Source organism: Pseudoxanthomonas sp. SE1 (genome assembly GCF_029542205.1).
Lineage (GTDB): Bacteria > Pseudomonadota > Gammaproteobacteria > Xanthomonadales > Xanthomonadaceae > Pseudoxanthomonas_A.
Window position 1 is genome coordinate 3,182,360 of the sequence record NZ_CP113783.1, and the last position, 15,348, is coordinate 3,197,707.

The 15,348-nt window shown below is 68.0% G+C and carries 16 protein-coding genes; 10 read left to right on the top strand and 6 right to left on the bottom strand.

Annotation, left to right across the window (positions count from 1 at the left end; all coding sequences use genetic code 11):
- Genes OY559_RS15070 through OY559_RS15080 form a run of 3 tightly spaced genes read left to right on the top strand, consistent with a single transcriptional unit; the run spans position 1 to position 1,414 of the window.
- The gene (locus OY559_RS15070; RefSeq protein ID WP_277727023.1) at positions 1 to 573 is read left to right on the top strand and encodes an RNA polymerase sigma factor; all 573 of its coding nucleotides are present in this window, start codon (positions 1 to 3) and stop codon (positions 571 to 573) included.
- The gene (locus OY559_RS15075) at positions 570 to 974 is read left to right on the top strand and encodes a hypothetical protein (RefSeq protein WP_277727024.1); all 405 of its coding nucleotides are present in this window, start codon (positions 570 to 572) and stop codon (positions 972 to 974) included. Before OY559_RS15070 ends, OY559_RS15075 begins: the two co-directional genes overlap by 4 nt.
- Positions 971 to 1,414, top strand: coding sequence for a DUF3106 domain-containing protein (locus OY559_RS15080; RefSeq protein ID WP_277727025.1), 444 nt, complete (start codon positions 971 to 973; stop codon positions 1,412 to 1,414). The genes OY559_RS15075 and OY559_RS15080 overlap by 4 nt, the downstream gene beginning before the upstream one ends.
- A gap of 9 nt (positions 1,415 to 1,423) precedes the next feature.
- On the opposite strand, the gene OY559_RS15085 is transcribed toward OY559_RS15080, so the two are convergent.
- Both OY559_RS15085 and OY559_RS15090 read right to left on the bottom strand, forming a co-directional pair.
- Positions 1,424 to 2,530: an NAD(P) transhydrogenase subunit alpha gene (locus OY559_RS15085; protein ID WP_277727026.1), complete on the bottom strand. Its 1,107-nt coding sequence runs from the start codon at positions 2,528 to 2,530 to the stop codon at positions 1,424 to 1,426.
- Between the two features lie 91 nt (positions 2,531 to 2,621).
- The gene (locus OY559_RS15090) at positions 2,622 to 4,934 is read right to left on the bottom strand and encodes a PacR family protein (protein ID WP_277727027.1); all 2,313 of its coding nucleotides are present in this window, start codon (positions 4,932 to 4,934) and stop codon (positions 2,622 to 2,624) included.
- A gap of 154 nt (positions 4,935 to 5,088) precedes the next feature.
- Here OY559_RS15090 and OY559_RS15095 point away from each other — a divergent pair, with 154 nt between their 5' ends.
- From OY559_RS15095 to OY559_RS15105, 3 genes are read left to right on the top strand one after another with little or no spacing between them, the layout of a single operon-like run.
- Positions 5,089 to 5,670 (top strand): nitroreductase family protein, encoded by a 582-nt coding sequence (locus OY559_RS15095; protein WP_277727028.1) that lies wholly within the window; start codon positions 5,089 to 5,091, stop codon positions 5,668 to 5,670.
- On the top strand, positions 5,663 to 6,571 hold the full coding sequence (locus tag OY559_RS15100; protein ID WP_277727029.1) for a 5'-3' exonuclease: 909 nt from the start codon (positions 5,663 to 5,665) through the stop codon (positions 6,569 to 6,571). Before OY559_RS15095 ends, OY559_RS15100 begins: the two co-directional genes overlap by 8 nt.
- A gap of 51 nt (positions 6,572 to 6,622) precedes the next feature.
- Positions 6,623 to 7,189 carry an NUDIX hydrolase gene (locus OY559_RS15105; RefSeq protein WP_277727030.1) on the top strand — a complete coding sequence of 189 codons (567 nt, stop codon included), beginning with the start codon at positions 6,623 to 6,625 and terminating at the stop codon, positions 7,187 to 7,189.
- Between the two features lie 6 nt (positions 7,190 to 7,195).
- Here the strand turns inward: OY559_RS15105 and OY559_RS15110 are convergent, their stop codons facing one another.
- From OY559_RS15110 to prmC, 4 genes are all read right to left on the bottom strand, one after another.
- Positions 7,196 to 7,612, bottom strand: a complete 417-nt coding sequence (locus tag OY559_RS15110; protein WP_277727031.1) for a DUF4019 domain-containing protein — start codon at positions 7,610 to 7,612, stop codon at positions 7,196 to 7,198.
- 139 nt (positions 7,613 to 7,751) lie between these two features.
- Entirely contained in the window at positions 7,752 to 8,645 is an 894-nt protein-coding gene (locus tag OY559_RS15115) for a dienelactone hydrolase family protein (protein ID WP_277727032.1), read from the bottom strand.
- Between the two features lie 26 nt (positions 8,646 to 8,671).
- A complete protein-coding gene (pip, locus tag OY559_RS15120) occupies positions 8,672 to 9,613 on the bottom strand; it encodes a prolyl aminopeptidase (RefSeq protein WP_277727033.1) in 942 nt (313 codons plus the stop codon).
- A 30-nt stretch (positions 9,614 to 9,643) separates the two neighbouring features.
- Entirely contained in the window at positions 9,644 to 10,516 is an 873-nt protein-coding gene (prmC, locus tag OY559_RS15125) for a peptide chain release factor N(5)-glutamine methyltransferase (RefSeq protein ID WP_277727034.1), read from the bottom strand.
- Between the two features lie 386 nt (positions 10,517 to 10,902).
- Here prmC and ahpC point away from each other — a divergent pair, with 386 nt between their 5' ends.
- The 4 genes from ahpC (at position 10,903) to rnk (ending at position 14,898) form a co-directional block, all read left to right on the top strand.
- Positions 10,903 to 11,466 carry an alkyl hydroperoxide reductase subunit C gene (gene ahpC / locus OY559_RS15130; protein ID WP_055940616.1) on the top strand — a complete coding sequence of 188 codons (564 nt, stop codon included), beginning with the start codon at positions 10,903 to 10,905 and terminating at the stop codon, positions 11,464 to 11,466.
- 235 nt (positions 11,467 to 11,701) lie between these two features.
- On the top strand, positions 11,702 to 13,303 hold the full coding sequence (ahpF, locus tag OY559_RS15135; protein ID WP_277727035.1) for an alkyl hydroperoxide reductase subunit F: 1,602 nt from the start codon (positions 11,702 to 11,704) through the stop codon (positions 13,301 to 13,303).
- A gap of 71 nt (positions 13,304 to 13,374) precedes the next feature.
- Positions 13,375 to 14,346, top strand: coding sequence for a DNA-binding transcriptional regulator OxyR (gene oxyR, locus OY559_RS15140; RefSeq protein ID WP_277727036.1), 972 nt, complete (start codon positions 13,375 to 13,377; stop codon positions 14,344 to 14,346).
- A 111-nt stretch (positions 14,347 to 14,457) separates the two neighbouring features.
- Entirely contained in the window at positions 14,458 to 14,898 is a 441-nt protein-coding gene (rnk, locus tag OY559_RS15145; protein WP_277727037.1) for a nucleoside diphosphate kinase regulator, read from the top strand.
- The last annotated feature ends 450 nt before the right edge of the window (positions 14,899 to 15,348 follow it).

Here is a 15,348-nt window from a genome sequence, read left to right on the forward strand (position 1 = left end):
ATGTTGGTGAGCACCACCGCCCCCCGTCCGTCGCCGGAAACGTCGTCGCCCAGCCCACTGGCGGCGACGCTCGATCTGTTCCTGGCTGACATCGGGCCGCGCGCGTTCCGCTTCGCCGAAGCCGGCCTGCGCCATCGCGAGGATGCGCTGGACGCCGTGCAGGACGCCATGATGAAGATGCTGGTGTACGCCGACCGCCCTGCTGCGGAATGGACGCCCCTGTTCTGGAGCATCCTGCGCCGGCGCATCGTCGACCTGCAGCGCCGTGCGGGCTTCCGGCTGCGCTGGCTGCTGCCGACCGGCGACCGCGGCGAAGAAGGCCCGGTGGACTGGGCGCCCGACCACGGCGCCGGCCCTTCGCAGGCGCACGACCAACGTGAAGCCTACGCGCGGTTCGTGGATGCCCTGCGCAATCTGCCCGCCCGGCAGCGCGAAGCCTTTACCCTGCGCGTGCTGGAAGACCTGGATGTGGCCGACACGGCGCGCGCGATGGGCTGCTCGGAGGGATCGGTGAAGACCCACCTGTCCCGGGCACGCGATGCCCTGCAACGGCAACTGGAGGAATTCCGATGAACCCCGCCCATGACAACGGCCACGGCCTCGACCAACAGGCCCGTCGCCTGCATCAGGCTGCTGTGGCGCAGGTGTCGCCACAGACGCTGCTGCGGCTGCGGATCGCCCGCCACGAGAACCAGCGTCGCGCGCCAGCGGCCGGTACCCCGCGCGCCTGGGGCTGGCTGACGGCGACAGCGTTCTCCGCAGTGCTCGCGGTGGGGCTTGGACTGCAGTGGCTGCCGCGTGCGCCGGATGCACCTGTGCCCTCCCCGGTGGCCACGACATCGTCCAATGCCCAGGCCAGCGACATCACGGCCGACGCGCTCGGCGTCCCCAGCGCGCTTGATGAAGACCCCGACCTGTATCTGTGGCTGGCTTCCGCCGATGCCCAGCCTCTCGCCATGGAGTCGACCCCATGATTGCCCGCGCCACCCGTCTTTTCGTCCTTGGCCTGCTGCTTGCCAGCGGCCACGCATGGGCGCAGTCCACGCCCGCGCCGCTGCCCGAGTGGGAGAAGCTGACACCGCAGCAACGCGAAGCGCTCATCGCACCCGTGCGCGATCGCTGGAACCGCGAGCCGGACGAGCGCCGGCGCATGATGGATCGCGCCCAGCGCTGGCAAGCGCTCACACCGGAACAACGTGCGCAGGCACGGCATGGCATGAAGCGTTTCGAGGGCATGAACCCGGAGCAACGCCGACAGGCGCGTGCGCTCTATGGCCGCATGAAGACGCTCACCCCCGAGCAGCGCGCCGAGCTGCGCGAGCAGTGGAAGAAGATGACGCCCGAACAGCGCGAGGCCTGGATGCGCGACAACGCGCCGCCGCCGCGCGACCGCGACCGGCGGCCAGACCGTTGAGATCCGTCGTCAGGCGACGGCGGGCGTCGCCAACGGCCGCTCCGGCCACACCGTCTTCGCCAGCAGTTCGTCGTCCCAATCGAACTGCAATGCACCTTCCCTGACGAACAGCGACACGAAGTTGAGCACGTTGCGGGCATACATCTCGCTGGCGTGGACAGCGCCGAGACTGGCGAGATTCAGCGGCCCGGCCAGGGTTACGCCCTGGTGCTCGTAGGTCTCGCCCGGCCGGGTAAGTTCGCAGTTGCCGCCGGTTTCGGCGGCCAGGTCGACGATGACGCTGCCGGGCTTCATGCCCTCCACCATCGCCGCACTGATGATCTTCGGCGCGGACCGCCCCGGCACCGCCGCGGTGCACACCACCACGTCGATACCCTTCAGGTGATCCGCCAGTCGCTGCTGCTGCAGCGCACGCTCTTCGTCCGTCAGCTGGCGCGCATACCCGCCATCGCCTGCCGCGCTGACGCCCAGGTCGAGGAACTTCCCGCCCAGCGATTCGATCTGCTCGCGCGTTTCCGGACGCACGTCGAAGCCCTCCACCTGCGCGCCCAGGCGCTTGGCCGTGGCCACGCCCTGCAGGCCCGCCACACCAGCGCCCACGATCAATACCTTCGATGGCCGGATGGTGCCGGCGGCCGTGGTCAACATCGGGAAGAAACGCGGTGCCAGCTGTGCGGCGATCAACACCGCCTTGTAACCGGCCATGCCCGCCTGCGAACTCAACACGTCCATCGCCTGTGCACGCGTGGTGCGCGGCAACCGCTCGAGCGGGAACGCCTGGATGCCGCGTGCGCGAAGCGCTTCGTCGCGCGCGGGATCGGCGGATGGCTGCAGCACGCCTACCAGCGTGGCGCCCGTCTTGAAATGGCGGATGGCGTCTGGCGCCGGCGGCTGCACGCAGAGCAGCAGGTCGGCACCCTCCCGGCCTTCGCCATCGACGAGCTCCGCCCCCGCATCGGCATACGCCTGATCGACGAAACCGGCCGCCTGGCCCGCGCCGCGCTCCACGGTCACCCGTGCGCCTGCGGCCAGCAGTTTGCGGACCGTCTCCGGCGTCGCAGCCACGCGGCGCTCACCGGTCGCGGTTTCCTTCAGTACCCGAACTTCGACCGCCATGCGCCCCTCGTCGTTAGGTCATCCGTGTCTGGATGCTAACAGAGCGCGGCATCCCCGCGCGGAAGCGGAGGACCGGCGGTGGGTCGGACGGTCAGATCGCCGCGGCGGGGGACGGGGCGGGCTCGAGGCGCTCGATCACGCCCTGCATGGCGCTGTCGAACGCGTCCTCGCTCTGGTGCGTGCGCAGGCGGCCCAGGCGCACCATCGCGGCCAGTTCTTCCGGCGAGGCGACACAGAAGCGCACGCCGCGGCGATTGACGAACAGCAGGCGCGAGGAGATCGGGCTGACCCACGACAGCTTGCCCGCCTGCACCTTGTTGTCCTTGTCGATGAAGTCCAGCCAGGTGCCGATCGCAAGGTTGCGGAAGTGGTCGGCATCGCTGTGGTCGAACTCGAGCGTATCCGCGCCCGCGACCAGCTGGATCGGCGTGGCTTCCTCGTCGATGACCGGTTTCGGCAGCACCACCTGCGGCAGTTCCGGCAGCGCCTTTTCCAGGTCGGGACGCGCTGCGGCCACCGCCTGCAGCGTGTCGTGCAATGCATCCACGGCGCCACCCGCGGCATCCTGGTTCATGCCGACGCTGGCGAACACCTTCAGCAACGCCGGTCGCCACGCCTGCAACCAAGGCTTGCCGATGACATGGCGCTGCGCTTCGGTGAGTTCCTCCAGCACGCCGTCCGCCAGTGCGAGCGATTCGCGCAGGCCCTCGCCTTCCTCGCCTTCGCGCAGCACCGTCATGGTGACGTGGTGCGCCCACGGCTGGCGCAGGAAATCCTCGATGGCCTGCGGGACGCGGCGATCCGCGAGGCGTTCGTCCAGTTCGGCGTTCATGCGCGCGCGCGCGGCTTCCAGGCGCTCCTGTCCGCGCTGGATCTCGGCGGCACGGCGTTCGGCGATCTCGATCCGGCGGCGATGCTGCTCCAGGAAGGCACGGAACTCTTCTTCCAGCGTCAGGAAGATCGCGAGGTTCTCGTTGAACTCGGCGACCAGGCGGTCGACAACCTCCTCCACCTTGGTGAGCAGCGTGCGCTCGGCCGCGCTCTCGCCGTTGTTGCCCTCGCAGGCCTCCGCCAACACGTTGAGCAGGCGGCGCGCCGGGTGTGTCTTCTGCACGAACATGCGCCGGTCCAGCAGCGCCACCTTGACGAACGGCACCACGAGGCGGCCGATCAGTTCGCGCGGACGGCCCTCCAGGTCGCGCTCGTCCAGCATCACGTCGAACAGCATGCCGACCAGATCGATTGCGTCCTCGTCCACGGGCGCCAGACGCGCGGTGGATGGGTCCACGCCGAGCTGCATGGCGCTGCTGAGCACTTCGTTCTTCAGACGCTGCGCCAGCGACTCTCCGTTGTCGCCGATCGCCGCACGCAGCGTGGCGCTGGGCGTGGCCTGCAACAGGGACAGCACCGAGAGCATTTCCCGCTGCGACAGGTCGCGCTGGCGCTGGTCGGCCGCGCGCGCTTCCGCCGCATCGCCCGCATCGCGACCACGGCGCGACTCCTGCAGCAGGTGATGCAGCGCTTCAAGCAGGACGCCTTGTGCGCCGGGTGCGGCGCCGTAACCTGGCGGCACATCGCCGAAACCGCCCATCATCGGGTTGGCGCGCGTGGCTTCGAGGCCACGGCTCACGCCGGCCATGCGATTGAGGAAACGCGCTGCCCACGCAGGTGCGCCGGGCTCCTCACCGCCTTCACCCTCGTTCTCCATGTCCGGCGCCGCGCCAGCTTCCGGCTTCGGCGCGCGGCGCGACGGCAGGTCCGGCATCACGCCGACCTGCATGAGCCGCTGGTCCAACGATGCATAGATGCGCGCGATCGCGGGCACGAGGTCCCGTTCGCACAGCTTGATCACCACCAGCCGGACCTCGGGCGTGAGGTCGCACGCCGAGAACGCCTGGTGGACGGCCACGCCGATGTGCTCGGGGCCGATGGGGTTGAGCTCCACGTCCAGCACGACATTGCCGGCGATCCAGCCCAGGCGGCGGTCCAGCCGCGCGAGGACGGGCTTGCAGTCGCGCTGGATGACGCTGGCCAGGTTGCGTACGGCCAGCCGGGATTCCAGCTCCTGGTCCGTTATCAGGGTCAGTCCGTCTTCCGACCCCTGCGCGAATGCGCGCTCCATGGACAGTGGCTGCCCTTCCTGCAGCGCGCTCCAGGCCCGCTGCAGGTGGGCGCGGAAACGCACGATGATGTCTTCGCGGCGGCGGCGCAGTTCACGCATCGCGTCCAGGAAGGCCATCTGCGAGGGGCCGGCCCGCTCGGCGCGGTCGAACAGCGCATCGTCGAAACGACCCAGCGCCACCGCGAAGGCGTCCACCAGCGGCGGGATCGCCGCATCACGCGCCTGATCCAGCAGGCGCGTGTCGCGACCGGGCCGATCGGCGATATTGAGGACGTTCGACATGCGCAAGGTTCCCCGCCTTGGCAGGCGAAAGGAGTTCGGGGGATACGGACCGGGGATCCGCGAAGACATCGTAGGAAATCCGGCGGACCGGCAACCGTGATGGCCTCGGCATTTTAGTGCCATGCAACAAGATGTGACACGGTAAACTTGACGCATGTCGCTTACCGATCCCCTGCGCTTCCTCGACGCACGCCGTTCCGTGCCCTCCAAACAGCTCGGCGCCCCCGGCCCTGACGACGCCACGTTGCTCAGGATGCTCGCTTCCGCGGTCCGCGTACCGGACCACGGCAAGCTGGTGCCGTTCCGTTTCCTCCGCATCCAGGGCGAAGCGCGGCATGCGCTCGGCGAACGCCTGGCGGCACGCACCTTGCATCTCGATCCCGCTGCGGCGGACGCCGTGGTCGCGAAGGACCGCGCGCGCTTCTCGCATGCGCCGCTCATCATCACCGTGGTCGCGCGCCTCACCTCGGGCCACAAGGTGCCGGAGCAGGAGCAACTGCTCACTGCGGGAAGCGTCTGCTTTGCCCTGCTGCAATCCGCGCAGGCACTCGGCTTCGGCGCGCAATGGCTGACCGGCTGGATGGCGTACGACGATGCCGTGGCGGAAACGCTCGGCCTGGCTGCGAACGAGAAGATCGCCGGCTTCATCCACATCGGCACACCGCAGTTGGACGCCCCCGAACGCGAACGCCCCGATCCCGCCGCGCTGCTCAGCGACTGGACGCCCCATGCCTGAGCAGGCCGTGATGCGTCCGCTCCACCTGGTCGACGCCAGCCTGTACGTGTTCCGCGCCTGGCACTCGATGCCGGACGAATTCCAGGATGCCGATGGCTGGCCCACCAATGCGGTGCACGGCTTCGCGCGCTTCCTGCTGGAACTGCTCGAAAAGGAGCGCCCCGCGCACATCGCCATCGCCTTCGACGAGGCACTGGACAGCTGCTTCCGCAATCGCCTCTATCCGGCCTACAAGGCCAATCGCGATCCTGCGCCGGAAGAACTCCGGCGACAGTTCACGCACTGCAAGGCGCTCTGCGCCGCGCTCGGACTGAGCGTGCTCGCCCATGGCGAATACGAAGCAGACGACCTGATCGGCAGCGCATTGCATGCCGCAAGGCCGCAAGGGTTCCGCGGCATCATCGTGTCCGCGGACAAGGACCTGTCGCAACTCCTCCAGGAGCACGACGAGCAATGGGACTTCGCCCGCGGCCAGCGCTGGGGCATGCAGGGCGTGAAGGCGCGGCACGGTGTGGAAGCACGGCAGATCGCCGACTACCTGGCGCTGACGGGCGATGCGGTGGACAACATTCCCGGTGTCACCGGGATCGGCGCGAAATCCGCCGCCGTGCTGCTGGCGCACTTCGGCGATCTGGACACCCTGCTCGCACGCATGGATGAAGTCGCGTTCCTGAGGCTGCGCGGTGCCGCGACACTCGCCGTGCGCCTGCGCGAGCAGCGCGAGCATGCCCTGTTGTGGCGCCAGCTCACCACGATCGTCCTGGACGCACCGCTCGGCGAGGTGGAAACCGGTCACGCACGTGGCCAGGCCGATGGCGACATGCTGGCCGGCCTCTCGGATGCATTGCGCTTCGGCCCGATGACCCGGCGGAGGTTGCGGGTGGCGGCGGGGCTGGAATAGCCCCGCGATCAACCGCTGTGAATCGTCACGCGCACCCGATAGCATCGCCCCATGAATGATCGTGATGACGACAAGCGCCAACAGCCCGCCCATGTGGTGTGGCAGGGCAAATACCAGCGAATGATGGTCCGCGGCACGTGGGAATACGTGGAACGCGCGCATGCCGGTGGGCTGGCGGCCATCATCATCGCGGTGACGCCGGATGACGATGTGCTGTTCGTGGAGCAGTTCCGTGTGCCGTTGCAGGCGCGGACCATCGAGATGCCGGCGGGCCTGGTCGGCGACATCCATGCCGGCGAATCGATCGAGGTGTCCGCCATCCGGGAACTGGAGGAAGAAACCGGCTGGACGGCGGAGCGTGCCGAGGTGTTGATGATCGGCCCGACATCTTCCGGCAGCAGCAGCGAGAAGATCGCCTTCGTCCGCGCGACCGGGTTGCGTAGGATCGGAGAAGGCGGGGGTGACGGTGACGAAGACATCACCGTACATGCGATCCCGCGCGTGCGTGCGGCTGCGTGGCTGGTGCAGAAGATGCGGGAGGGATACGAACTGGACGCCAAGCTCTGGGCGGGGCTTTGGATGATCGACCACACCCTGGACGGCACGCCGCGGGACTGACGCGCCTCAGTCCGCCTTGACCGCATAGCCTGCCAGCCGCCAGACGCCTTCCTCCTCGCGCCGCAGCGTCACCGTTTCGCGATGCGGCGCGCCGGCTTCGCCGAACATCACCGAAAACTCCAGCACGGCATACGTGCCCGGCTGCCATCGCGGCCGCTGGCTGGGTTGGTCGACCCGCACGGCCGCCCAGCGACGGCCGCGGCCCCGACCCAGCGAACCGTGCCGCTGCGCCATCAACGCGACGAACGCCTCACGTCCCATCGCACGACGGATCGATGCGGAGGCAGCATCCCACAAGACATCGTGCTGACCCTGTTCGATCGCCTTGATGAACCGCATGGCCGCCATCCCCAGCCGCGGGATGTCGACATCTTCCAGCCCGATCCTCGCCTCGCCCGCCTGCGTTGCCGCGTGTGCCGTCATTGCTCGATCCGCCCCCATCACGTGGCCTGCGCCGTCACGCCTCAAGGAAGGAGCGGCACCCACACGACTGGATCGCACCGCTGTGCGCGCACCGGACACGTCCGGCGCATCGCGGGTGGCGCGGTGGGCTGCGCGCCGATCAGGCGAGCTGCAGGCGGAAGAACGCGAGCGTGCGTTGCCAGGAGAGGTCGGCGGCCGCCTGATCGTAACGGGGCGTGGTGTCGTTGTGGAATCCATGGTTGACGCCCGGATAGACATGCGCCATGTAGGGCACGCCGGCTGCCTTGAGCGCCTGTTCGTAGGCAGGCCAACCCGCGTTGACACGCGTATCCAGTTCGGCGAACTGGAGCAGCAAGGGCGCCTTGATGCGCGCCGCCTCCTCCGCTGGGGGCTGGCCGCCGTAGTACGGCACACCAGCATCCACCAGGTCGGGCAGCCGCGCCGCCAGCAGGTTGGTGACCAGGCCACCGAAACAGAATCCGACCACGCCCAGCTTGCCGTTGGTGCGCGGGAGCCCGTGCGCGAAATGCGCTGCAGCCTCCATGTCCGCCAGCACCTTGGCGCGATCCAGCGTGGCCTGCATCTCGCGCCCGGCGTCGTCGTTACCCGGATAGCCGCCAAGCGGATACAACGCGTCGGGGGCGAAGGCGATGAAGCCCGCCACCGCCAGCCGGCGAGCGACGTCTTCGATGTAAGGATTCAGGCCGCGATTCTCGTGCACTACCAGCACGACCGGATACGGGCCCGTCGCGCGCGGCATCGCCAGCAGGCCACGGCCTTCGCCATGGCCCTGCGGCGCGGGAAACGTCCGGTAGACGGTGGTGATGCGTGGATCATCCACGGCCACCTGTGCCGCGAACGCGTACTGCGGCGTCAGCGCCGCCAACAGCGCGGCCGCCGTGGTGCCGCCCACGGCGAACTGCGCGGCACCAGCCAAGAAACCGCGCCGGTCGACGCGGCCATGGACGTAGTCGTCGTACAGGTCCAGCACACGCTGGTCGAACGCGGATGCGGTGGCGCGCGAATGCTCCATGGTGTTCTCCCGTCTGCGATGGGGCGTCAGGCGAAGGCGTCGGTCGCGCGCACGAGGGCGTCGACATTCTCGGCTTCGAAAGCCGAGTGGCCCGAGGCTGGCGTGATCTCGAGCTTCGCCTTCGGCCACGCCTTGTGCAGTTCCCACGCATTGGCGATCGGACAGACCACGTCGTAGCGCCCATGCACGATGACGCCCGGGATGTCGGCGATGCGCGAGGCATCGCGCAGCAACTGGTCTTCGACCTCGAAGAAGCCGCCGTTGACGAAGTAGTGGTTTTCGATGCGCGCGAACGCCAGCGCGAACTCCGGCTCCTCGTGACCGCTGATGAAATCCGCGTCCACGTGAAGGAAGCTGGTCGCCCCTTCCCACACGCTCCACGCCTTCGCGGCGGCCAGGCGCGTCGCCTTGTCGTCGGACGTCAGCCGGCGGTGGAAGGCGGAAATCAGGTCGTGGCGCTCCACCGGCGGTATCGCGGTGATGTAGTGCTCCCAGGCATCGGGGAACAGACGGCTCGCGCCTTGCTGGTAGAACCACTCCAGTTCCCAGCGGCGCAGCATGAAGATGCCACGCAGCACGAGCTCCGTGACGCGCTGCGGATGCGTTTCGGCATAGGCCAGCGCCAGCGTGGAGCCCCAACTGCCGCCGAACACCTGCCAGCGCTCGATGCCGAGCGTCTCGCGCAGCTTCTCGATGTCGGCCACCAGGTCCCACGTCGTGTTGTCGACCAGATCGGCATGCGGCGTGGAGCGGCCGGAGCCGCGCTGGTCGAACAGCACGATGCGGTACTTCGCCGGATCGTGGAAGCGGCGCATCTTCGGGCTGCAGCCGGCGCCCGGCCCGCCGTGCAGCAGCACCACGGGCTTGCCCTGTGGATTGCCGCACTGCTCGTAGTACAGCGTGTGGCGGTCATCGACCTTGAGCGTGCCGGTGTCGAACGGCTCGATATCGGGGTACAGCGTGCGCATGGGCGGCCAGTCCTGGATGAAAGCGACAGTCTAGCGGCTGCGGTCCTGCCCTTCCGTGACGCGCCCGAGGGTGACGCGGTCGCGCTCTTCAAGGTCGGCCAAGGTCGCCACGTCGATGAAATCCGAACCGGCCAACAGTGCGCGGATCGCCTCGCCCTGGTCCCAGCCGTGCTCCAGCAGCAGCCAGCCACCCGGCAGCAGGTGCGCGGGGGCCGCGGACACGATCTCGCGAATCGCATCGAGTCCGTCGGCGCCGGACGACAGCGCCGTGGGCGGTTCGAAGCGCAGGTCGCCCTGCACCAGGTGGGGATCGCCGTCGGCGATGTAGGGCGGATTGCTGGCGATCAGGTCGAAGCGCTCTCCTGCCAATGGCACCAGCCAACTGCCGCGGCGGAACGCGACGTTGGCCAGACCGTGCGCGTGCGCGTTCGACTGCGCCACCCGCAGGGCTTCTTCACTGAGGTCGGTCGCGACGACCTGCGCCAACGGTCTTTCGCTGGCCAGCGCGAGCGCGATGGCGCCGCTGCCGGTGCCCAGGTCGGCGATGCGCAGCGGACGCTCGCCCGGCAGCCGCTCCAGTGCCAGTTCGACCAGTCGCTCGGTCTCGGGGCGCGGGATCAGCGTGGCGGGGGAAACCTCCAGGTCCAGCGTCCAAAACCCGCGCCGGCCCAGCAGGTACGCCAGTGGCTCACCCGCGATACGCCGCGCCAGCAGGGCGTCGAACGCCGCGGCCTCCCGTTCTGGCAACGGGTCGTCGCCATGCGCGAACAGCCACGCCCGGTCGCGGCCCAGCACATGCAGCAGCAGCTGCTCGGCCTCGTGCCGCGCGTCGGGTCCGGGCAAGCGGGACGCGGCGGCGCGCAGGGCCAGGTCAAGTCGGGCAGTGATCAGGTCGGCGGGCATTGCCGCGCATGGTAGCGGGCCGGGGCCCGCAGGACCCAGCCGTATCGCCGCGGCGCACCATCATGGTGCTCAATGGCGTATGGAGCCTGGCTGGCCACCCTGCTCCGGACCATTTCCCTGTTCACGGCGTGCCGGGCGCCCGCCGGATATCGCATGCGCGTAGCAGGCATGAATGATGAGCCAGCCGGATCTCCTTCAACTTGTTGAAAAACATGACTTTAATCCCTACGTCAGGCATCACGGTCGCCAGGTAGCGCATCGGCGCCGGGATTTCGATAGTTAAAAACTATCTATTCAATTCCATCAATCGATTTGAGATATCAATAGTCCCTGCCTACCATGGCGCCATCGATTCACCACACCCACTCCACTCACGAGGATCTCCGATGTCCCTGATCAACACCCCGGTCCAGCCGTTCAAGACCACCGCCTTCCACAACGGCGAATTCGTCGAAGTCACCGACGGCACCCTGAAGGGCAAGTGGTCCGTCCTGATCTTCATGCCGGCCGCCTTCACCTTCAATTGCCCAACCGAAGTGGAAGACGCCGCCGCCAACTACGCCGAGTTCCAGAAGGCCGGCGCCGAGGTCTACATCGTCACCACCGACACGCATTTCTCGCACAAGGTGTGGCATGAAACCTCCCCGGCGGTGGGCAAGGCCCAGTTCCCGCTGGTCGGCGACCCGACCCACCAGCTGACCCGCGCCTTCGGCGTGCACATCGAAGAAGAAGGCCTGGCCCTGCGTGGCACCTTCGTCATCAACCCGGAAGGCGTCATCAAGACCGCCGAGATCCACAGCAACGAGATCGCCCGTGACGTGTCGGAAACCCTGCGCAAGCTGAAGGCGGCGCAGTTCACCGCCGCCAACCCCGGCCAGGTCTGCCCGGCCAAGTGGAAGGAAGGCGCGCAGACGATCGCCCCGTCGCTGGACCTCGTGGGCAAGATCTAAGTCGCTCCGCAACACCGGCGCATCCGTCCGATGGATGCGCCGCGCTCCACGAACACGCATCAAGCCACCTCCGGGCCACGCGCCCGGAGGTCGGTCTCCCCGACGGACGTTTGCAGCAGCGGCATGTGCCGCTTGCCGGTTTCTCTCTCCCTGGCCGGCTCCCTCCCCCGGCGCATGCCGCTCCTGCAAACGCCTGACCTCCCCTTCCCCGATTTCCTACACGGAGACGTTCGCCATGCTGGACGCCAATCTGAAGACGCAGCTGAAGGCCTACATGGAAAAGGCCGTGCGCCCCATCCACATCACCGCCCACCTGGACGACAGCGCCGGTTCGGCCGAACTGCAGGCGCTGCTGAAGGATCTGCAGGACGTGTCGGACAAGATCCGCGTCGACGAACAGCGCGTCGACGAACAGCGCGGCGGCGAACGCACGCCGTCGTTCGCGCTGACCTCGCCGGGCCATGACATCCACCTGACCTTCGCCGGCCTGCCGATGGGCCACGAGTTCACCTCGCTGGTGCTGGCGCTGCTGCAGGTCGGCGGCCATCCGTCGAAGCTGGCGCAGGACGTGATCGAGCAGATCCGTTCGCTCGACGGCGATTACCGCTTCGAAACCTATTTCTCGCTGTCGTGCCAGAACTGCCCGGATGTGGTGCAGGCGCTGAACCTGATGGCGGTGCTGAATCCGAAGATCCAGCACGTCGCCATCGACGGTGCACTGTTCCAGCAGGAAGTCGAGCAGCGCGAAGTGATGTCGGTGCCGACGATCTTCCTCAACGGCGAGGTGTTCGGCGCCGGCCGCATGGGAGTGGAAGAGATCGTGGCCAAGCTGGATACGAATGCCGGCAAGCGCGAGGCCGAGAAGATCAAGGCGAAGGCGCCGTACGACGTGCTCGTCGTCGGTGGCGGCCCCGCCGGCGCCGCGGCCGCGATCTACGCCGCGCGCAAGGGCATCCGCACCGGCGTGGCGGCGGAACGCTTCGGCGGCCAGGTGCTGGACACCATGGCCATCGAGAACTTCATTTCCGTACCCTACACCGAAGGCCCGAAGCTCGCCGCCGCGCTGGAGCAGCACGTGCGCGACTACCAGGTCGACGTGATGAACCTGCAGCGCGCGGAGAAGTTGCTGCCCGCCGGCCAGGATGGCCTGGTGGAAGTGCAGCTCGCCAACGGCGCCTCGCTCAAGTCGAAGACGGTGATCCTGTCCACCGGCGCGCGCTGGCGGCAGATGAACGTGCCCGGCGAGAACGAATACCGCAACAGGGGCGTGGCCTACTGCCCGCACTGCGATGGCCCGCTGTTCAAGGGCAAGCGCGTGGCGGTGATCGGCGGCGGCAACTCCGGCGTCGAGGCCGCGATCGACCTGGCCGGCATCGTGGCGCATGTCAGCCTGATCGAATTTGACAGCCAGCTTCGCGCCGATGACGTGCTGCAGCGCAAGCTGCGCAGTCTGCCGAACGTACGCATCGTCACCGGCGCGCAGACGACGGAAGTGCTGGGCGACGGCAGCAAGGTCAATGGCCTGGTCTATAAGGACCGTACCGGCGGCGATACGCATCGCGTGGAACTGGAAGGCATCTTCGTGCAGATCGGCCTGCTGCCGAACACGGAATGGCTGAAGGGCGTGGTGGCGTTGAGCCCGCGCGGCGAGATCATCGTCGACGACCGCGGCCAGACCAGCGTGCCGTGCGTGTTCGCCGCCGGCGACGCCACCACGGTGCCGTACAAGCAGATCGTCATCGCCATGGGCGAGGGTTCCAAGGCCGCGCTCAGCGCCTTCGATCATCTGATCCGCACGTCGGCGCCGGTGGAAACGCCGGACGCGGTAGCGGCATGATGCATGGGCGCGGGCCATACGCTGGTTCGCGCCCCGTCGCACGCAACGCCGTTCCCTGAGGGAGGAGTCCGATGAATCTCCGCGACCTGAAGTACTTGGTGGCACTGGCCGACCACAAGCATTTCGGCCGCGCCGCCGCCGCGTGCTACGTCAGCCAGCCCACGCTGTCGACGCAGATCAAGAAGCTGGAAGACGAACTGGGCGTGCCGCTGGTGGAGCGCGCGCCGCGCAAGGTGATGCTGACGCCGGCTGGCCGCGATGCGGCCGACCGCGCGCGCCGCATCGTCGCCGAAGTCGAACAGATGAAGGAGGCCGCGCGCCGCAGCCAGGACCCCGAAGCCGGCACGGTGCGCCTGGGACTCTTCCCCACCCTCGGCCCCTATCTGTTGCCGCATGTGGTCCCGCGGCTGCGCGCGCGGTTTCCGCATCTGGAACTGCTGCTGATCGAAGAGAAGAGCGACGTGCTGCTGTCGCGCCTGCGCGAAGGCAAGCTCGATGCCGGCCTGCTGGCGTTGCCCGTGGCGGACGACCAGTTGCATACCGAGTTCCTGTTCGAGGAACCCTTCCTGCTCGCCGTGCCGGAATCGCACCCGCTGGCGAAACGCGAGTCGCTGACGCTGGCCGAACTCTCGCAGCACCAGTTGCTGCTGCTTGAGGACGGGCATTGCCTGCGCGAACAGGCACTGGACGTGTGCCGCCTCTCCGGCGCGAACGAGAAGTCCGAGTTCCGCGCCACCAGCCTTGAAACGCTGCGGCAGATGGTCGCCGCCGATGTCGGCATCACCCTGCTGCCGACATTGGCGGTGAAGCCACCCGTCGCGCGTTACGAGAACATCCACCTGCTGGGATTCAGCGATTCCCATCCCAGCCGACAGATCGCGATGGTGTGGCGCAAGAGCTCGGCCATGAACGATTTCCTGCTGGAACTCGCCAACGTGTTCCGCGAGCTGCCGCCCAGCCTTTTCGAACCGGACGCGCCCTTCGTCGGCGCGCAGGCAGCGCACGACCGCACCCCATCGTCCCGGCCGCCGTCGCTGGCTTGAACCCCCGCCGCTTCCGGGCTACGGTAGGCCCGCAAAACAGGACTCCGATGGGCGGCGCGGCAACGCGTCGCCCGTTTCCTTTTGCGCGACCCCAAAACCAGAGAACACACGATGAACAACACCCGCACCAGCGGCCTGCCGCCGTCGCTGCCCCCGCTCGTCATTTCCAGCCGCGACCTGTCACGCCTGGAGGCCCTGCTCGACACGCCCGTGCTGCGCCGGCACCCCGCCGCGCTGGCCCTGATGGATGAATTGAACCGCGCCGACGTGCGCGCGCCGGACGACATGCCCGGCAACGTGGTGACGATGCATTCGCGCGTCGAGTGCGAAGACGAACTCACCGGCGAACACCATCGCCTCACCCTGGTGTACCCCCACGAAGCGAACGTCGAGACCGGCCTGGTCTCCGTACTAGCGCCGGTCGGCAGTGCGCTGCTGGGACTGTCGGTGGGGCAGACGATCGACTGGCAGGCAGCCGGCAATCGACCCTTGCGCTTGCGGGTCACCGCGATCGACTATCAGCCGGAAGCGAGCGGCGACCTGCATCGCTGATTGATTCCTTGATCGACATGCGGACCGGTGGCGTCGGCGGACGTTGTCGACGCTAGAACGCAGGCGGCTCGCGGCGATTTTTATGAGTAGTTGGAGATGGCGCCGCTCGCCGCGGGGCCCTACTTTTCTTTGCTTGTGCAAAGAAAAGTAGGCAAAAGAAAGCACACCCCGGCGGTCCGCCCGCCGCAAGCGGCGGGTGCGCCGTCCCGGCGGGACCTCAGGGGGCCCAGGAGCCAAAGCTGCGTCAGCACGCGCCGTATTTGCTTTTGCCCGTGCTTTTGGGGCCCCATGAGGCACGGCGAGTGGGCCGGGCAAAACCCGAAGGGCGCCGTCATGGATGACGGCGTTTTCGTATGGCACATGGATGTGCCTTACGAAAATTCCCGGCTCACTCGCGGACCCGGAGCGCGCAGCGCGGAGGGCGTGCCGCCTGGGGCGTGTTTCTTTGGT

Coding starts and splice junctions, on each gene's coding strand:
- OY559_RS15075 (WP_277727024.1), top strand. CDS start 570: ATGAACCCCGCCCATGACAACGGCCACGGCCTCGACCAACAGGCCCGT.
- OY559_RS15070 (WP_277727023.1), top strand. CDS start 1: ATGTTGGTGAGCACCACCGCCCCCCGTCCGTCGCCGGAAACGTCGTCG.
- ahpC (WP_055940616.1), top strand. CDS start 10,903: ATGTCCCTGATCAACACCCCGGTCCAGCCGTTCAAGACCACCGCCTTC.
- rnk (WP_277727037.1), top strand. CDS start 14,458: ATGAACAACACCCGCACCAGCGGCCTGCCGCCGTCGCTGCCCCCGCTC.
- OY559_RS15090 (WP_277727027.1), bottom strand. CDS start 4,934: ATGTCGAACGTCCTCAATATCGCCGATCGGCCCGGTCGCGACACGCGC.
- oxyR (WP_277727036.1), top strand. CDS start 13,375: ATGAATCTCCGCGACCTGAAGTACTTGGTGGCACTGGCCGACCACAAG.
- OY559_RS15115 (WP_277727032.1), bottom strand. CDS start 8,645: ATGGAGCATTCGCGCGCCACCGCATCCGCGTTCGACCAGCGTGTGCTG.
- pip (WP_277727033.1), bottom strand. CDS start 9,613: ATGCGCACGCTGTACCCCGATATCGAGCCGTTCGACACCGGCACGCTC.
- OY559_RS15110 (WP_277727031.1), bottom strand. CDS start 7,612: ATGACGGCACACGCGGCAACGCAGGCGGGCGAGGCGAGGATCGGGCTG.
- OY559_RS15095 (WP_277727028.1), top strand. CDS start 5,089: ATGTCGCTTACCGATCCCCTGCGCTTCCTCGACGCACGCCGTTCCGTG.
- OY559_RS15100 (WP_277727029.1), top strand. CDS start 5,663: ATGCCTGAGCAGGCCGTGATGCGTCCGCTCCACCTGGTCGACGCCAGC.
- OY559_RS15085 (WP_277727026.1), bottom strand. CDS start 2,530: ATGGCGGTCGAAGTTCGGGTACTGAAGGAAACCGCGACCGGTGAGCGC.
- ahpF (WP_277727035.1), top strand. CDS start 11,702: ATGCTGGACGCCAATCTGAAGACGCAGCTGAAGGCCTACATGGAAAAG.
- prmC (WP_277727034.1), bottom strand. CDS start 10,516: ATGCCCGCCGACCTGATCACTGCCCGACTTGACCTGGCCCTGCGCGCC.
- OY559_RS15080 (WP_277727025.1), top strand. CDS start 971: ATGATTGCCCGCGCCACCCGTCTTTTCGTCCTTGGCCTGCTGCTTGCC.
- OY559_RS15105 (WP_277727030.1), top strand. CDS start 6,623: ATGAATGATCGTGATGACGACAAGCGCCAACAGCCCGCCCATGTGGTG.